The organism is Mycobacteriales bacterium (genome assembly GCA_035995165.1).
Classification (GTDB): Bacteria; Actinomycetota; Actinomycetes; order Mycobacteriales; family CADCTP01; genus CADCTP01.
The window spans coordinates 1-4053 of record DASYKU010000153.1 but is presented as its reverse complement, the minus strand read 5'-3'; the positions used below and the strand labels follow the sequence as shown (position 1 = coordinate 4053).

The 4053-nt window shown below is 74.8% G+C and carries 4 protein-coding genes; 1 reads left to right on the top strand and 3 read right to left on the bottom strand.

Features of this window, described 5'->3' with window-relative positions:
• Positions 1-205: 205 nt before the first annotated feature.
• Genes VGP36_25245 through rfbB form a run of 3 tightly spaced genes read right to left on the bottom strand, consistent with a single transcriptional unit; the run spans position 206 to position 2719 of the window.
• Complete coding sequence (locus VGP36_25245; protein ID HEV7658021.1) at positions 206-838, bottom strand: hypothetical protein; 633 nt, start codon at positions 836-838, stop codon at positions 206-208.
• A gap of 46 nt (positions 839-884) precedes the next feature.
• On the bottom strand, positions 885-1751 hold the full coding sequence (gene rfbD / locus VGP36_25240; protein ID HEV7658020.1) for a dTDP-4-dehydrorhamnose reductase: 867 nt from the start codon (positions 1749-1751) through the stop codon (positions 885-887).
• Entirely contained in the window at positions 1748-2719 is a 972-nt protein-coding gene (gene rfbB / locus VGP36_25235; protein ID HEV7658019.1) for a dTDP-glucose 4,6-dehydratase, read from the bottom strand. Before rfbB ends, rfbD begins: the two co-directional genes overlap by 4 nt.
• 239 nt (positions 2720-2958) lie before the next feature.
• On the opposite strand from rfbB, the gene VGP36_25230 reads away from it, so the two are divergent.
• On the top strand, positions 2959-4053 hold a 1095-nt coding region (locus VGP36_25230), incomplete at its 3' end, for an LCP family protein (GenBank protein HEV7658018.1).

Sequence of the window (4053 nt, the reverse complement as noted above, 5' to 3'; positions counted from 1 at the left end):
CAGCTCGTCGCCGCTCCAGGACACCCCGACCCGGACCGTCCCGCGCAGGTCGCCGGCGCAGGCGGCGAGCACCGGCAGGGTCAGCGCGGCCAGCGCCGTCCGCCGCGTCACCGGCCGCGACACCCACCCCGTCATCGCCGCCACGCCCGCTCCCGGGCCGCCCGCTCCCGGGCCGCCCGGTTCCGGGCCGCCCGGTTCCGGGCCGTCATCGGCCGGCCGCCGGGTCGCGGCCGGCGCGGTGGGCGGCGCGGCGGCGGACCACCGGCTCCAGCCGGACCGCGGTCCACTCCTGCTCCGGCCGGGACCGCACCCGCGCCAGGTCGTCGGTGATCACCAGCACCGCGACCCGCTCGGCCGCGGCCGCCACCGCCGGCCCGCAGCGCGGCATCGAGGTCCGGTCCTCCAGCACCACGACCGCGGGGTCGCCGGCCAGCGCCCGGGCCATCCCGGCCCGCAGCTGCTGGGCCGCCGACAGCCGGTCCGGGTGCAGCTCCAGCGCGCCCTCGACCTGCAGCAGCCGGGCCGCACGCTCGACCCGCCCGCGCAGGTCGGCGGCGGAGTGCGCGCGCAGCCCGAGGGCCAGGTTCGCGGCCACCGTCAGGTCCGGCAGCAAGGCGCCACCCGGCGGCACGAGCGCGACCCGGCCGTCCACCTCGAGCGTGCCGTCCTCCGGCTCGGCCAGCCCGGCCAGCACGTCGGCCAGCGCCCGGCCGGCGACGGGGTCGGCGGCACAGACGGTGACGATCTCGCGCGGGGCGACCTCGAGCGGGTCCGGCGCCAGCCCGTACCGCCCGGGACCGGCGCGCCAGGTCAGTCCACGAGCGGACAGACCGGGCACGCGACACTCCAGGGGCGAGGGAGACCCAGCCTAGGACATCGGTGCGCTAACGAGGCCGCAGCGCCCCGCCGACCTGCGCGAACGCAGCCGACAGCGCCTTCCGCCAGGGCCGCAGCGGGCGCAGTCCGGCCCCGGTCCAGGCCGCGTCGGACAGCACCGAGTACGCCGGGCGCGGCGCCGGCCGGACGAACTGCGCGCTCGTCGTCGGCCGGACCCGGTCCGGGTCGGCCCCGAGCTCCTCGAACACCGCCCGGGCCAGCCCGTACCAGGTCGTCTCGCCGGTGTTGGTGCAGTGGTAGACGCCCGGCACCGGACGGGCCGCGGCCAGCGCGATCAGGCCGGCGGCCAGGTCGCGGGACCAGGTCGGCGAGCCGCGCTGGTCGTCGACCACGTCGAGGGTGTCCTTGACCCCCTCGAGGCGGGCCATCGTCTTGACGAAGTTGCCGCCGGTCTCGCCGTACGCCCAGGCCGTCCGGACGACCCAGGACCGCTCCGGCAGCAGGTCGCGGACCGCCCGCTCGCCGGCCAGCTTGGTCCGGCCGTAGGCCGAGCGCGGGCCGGTCGGCGCGTCCGGCTCGTACGGCGCGGTGGCGTCGCCGGCGAAGACGTAGTCGGTCGAGACGTGCACCAGGCCGGTGTCGTGCAGCGCGCAGACCCGGGCCAGGTTCGCCGGCGCCTCGGCGTTGATCGCGGCCGCGGCGTCCTCGTGCGTCTCGGCCTCGTCCACCGCCGTGTACGCGGCCGCGTTGACCACGACGTCCGGCTGCGCCTTGGCCACGGCCTCGTCGAGCGCGGCCGGGTCGGTGACGTCGAGCTCGGCCCGGGTCAGGCCGACGATCTCCAGATCGTCGGCCGCGACCCGCAGCAGGTCGGCGCCGAGCTGCCCGCCCGCGCCCGTGACCAGCAGCCTCACTTCTTCTTCAGCGGTTCCCACCAGGACCGGTTGTCCCGGTACCACGCGACGGTCGCGGCCAGGCCGTCCTCGAACGACCACTGCGGCGCGTACCCCATCGCGGCCAGCTTGGAGTGGTCGACCGAGTAGCGCCGGTCGTGCCCGAGCCGGTCGGTGACGTAGTCGACCGCGTCCCAGCCCCGATCGGTGGCCTGCAGCAGCAGGTCGGTGAGCTCCTTGTTGGTCAGCTCCCGGCCGCCGCCGATGTTGTAGAACTCGCCCGGCGCGCCCTGCTCCAGCACCAGCTGGATGCCCCGGCAGTGGTCGTCGACGTGCAGCCAGTCGCGGACGTTGAGGCCGTCGCCGTACAGCGGGACCTGCTTGCCGTCGATCAGGTTGGTGACGAACAGCGGGATGACCTTCTCCGGGTACTGGTACGGCCCGTAGTTGTTCGAGCAGCGCGTCACCGAGATCGGCAGCCCGTACGTCCGGGCGTAGGCGCGGGCGAGCATGTCGGCGCCGGCCTTGGCCGCCGAGTACGGCGAGTTGGGCTCGAGGAGGTGGTCCTCCCGCCAGGAGCCCTCCGGGATCGTGCCGTACACCTCGTCGGTGGACACGTGCACGACCTTGCCGACCCTGTGCCGCAGCGCCGCGTCGAAGACCTGCTGGGCGCCGACGAAGTTGGTCGTCGCGAAGTCGGCCGCGCCGGTGATCGACCGGTCGACGTGGGTCTCGGCGGCGAAGTTGACCACCGCGTCGTGCCCGGGCAGGGCAGCCTCCAGCGCCGCCGGGTCGCAGATGTCGCCCTGCACGAAGCGGAAGCGGGGCGAGTCGGCGACCGGCGCGAGGTTGGCCTTGTTCCCCGCGTACGTCAGCTTGTCGAAGACCGTGACCTCGGCGTCCTCGAACCCGGGGTAGGCCCCGCCGAGCAGGCTGCGGACGTAGTGGGATCCGATGAAACCGGCGCCGCCGGTGACGAACAGGCGCATCAGCGCGCGAACCTCCGTGCTCGGGGACTTCGGCCGGCCGGCGCAGCGAGCCGCGTCGACACGCCGACGAGTGTGACAGACAGCGGGCACCGCTCCGCGTGCAGCCGATCGAGCTACTCTCCCTGACGGTTCGGTCACTTGACGTGTTGTGGGCAACAAACAGGGGCCGCTGCCCGTCTCCTGGGGACAGAGACCGAGGCAGCCCGGGAACGGGGCCGAGACGGAGGGGTCGTACGCCGGTGAGCAACCCACGGGACCCGCGCGGGCTCCCGCCCGAGTTCGACCCGCGGCGGGGACAGCCGGGGCGCGATGCGCCGCGCGGTCAGGACGCCCGCGGCGGGTATCCGGGCGGCGGCGACGGCGGCAGCGACCCCCGGGGTGGGTACTCCGGCGGCGGCTCCCGCGGCACCCCGCCGCCGCGCGGCGGCGGGCGCGGGCAGGACCCGCGCGGCGGCTACCCCGGCTCCCGCTCCGGCGGCCGGGGCGGCGGCGCGCTGCCGCCGGACCTGGACCCGCGCGGGCGAGCCGGTGCGTACAGCCCCGACGGGCTGGCCGGCTACGACGTGCCCGACCTCGGCCGCACACCGGGCTCGACCCGGGCGCCCCGGCGTCCGCGCAAGCACGGCCCGTTCGTCGGCGCGCTGCGGATCGCGGCCGCGTTCCTGTCCGTGCTCGTGCTGGTGACCAGCGGCATCATGTGGGCCCTCTACCGGGACTTCAGCACCAAGGTCGACCGGGTCAACGCGATCGGCGCGACCTCGAACGACGTCGACGGCAAGGACATGAACATCCTGCTGGTCGGCAGCGACGACCGGACCAACGCGTCCCCGGCCGAGCTGGCCGAGCTGTCCACCACCGACGCGGTCACCAACTCGACCGACACGATGATCCTGGTGCACATCCCGGCCGACGGCCGGAAGGCGACCGCGATCTCGTTCCCGCGCGACTCCTGGGTGACGATCCCGGGCTGCGGCGAGCACAAGCTCAACTCGGCGTACATCAACGGGGCGACCGGCTGCGGGAAGAGCAAGGCCGACCCGGACAAGGGCCGGCAGAAGCTGGTCGAGACGATCAGCGACCTGTCCGGCGTGAAGATCGACCACTACGTCGAGGTCGACCTGCTCGGCTTCTACCGGATCACCGAGGCGATCGGCGGCGTCGACGTCTGCCTGAACAAGGCCCAGAAGGACTCCTTCTCCGGCATCGACCTGCCCGCCGGCACCTCGAACATCAGGGGCAAGCAGGCGGTCTCGTTCGTCCGGCAGCGGCACGGCCTGCCCCGCGGCGACCTGGACCGGATCGTCCGCCAGCAGTACTTCATGTCGGCGGTGTTC

Excerpts from the sequence above, each read along its gene's own strand:
- rfbB (HEV7658019.1), bottom strand. The coding sequence starts at position 2,719 with ATGCGCCTGTTCGTCACCGGCGGCGCCGGTTTCATCGGATCCCACTAC.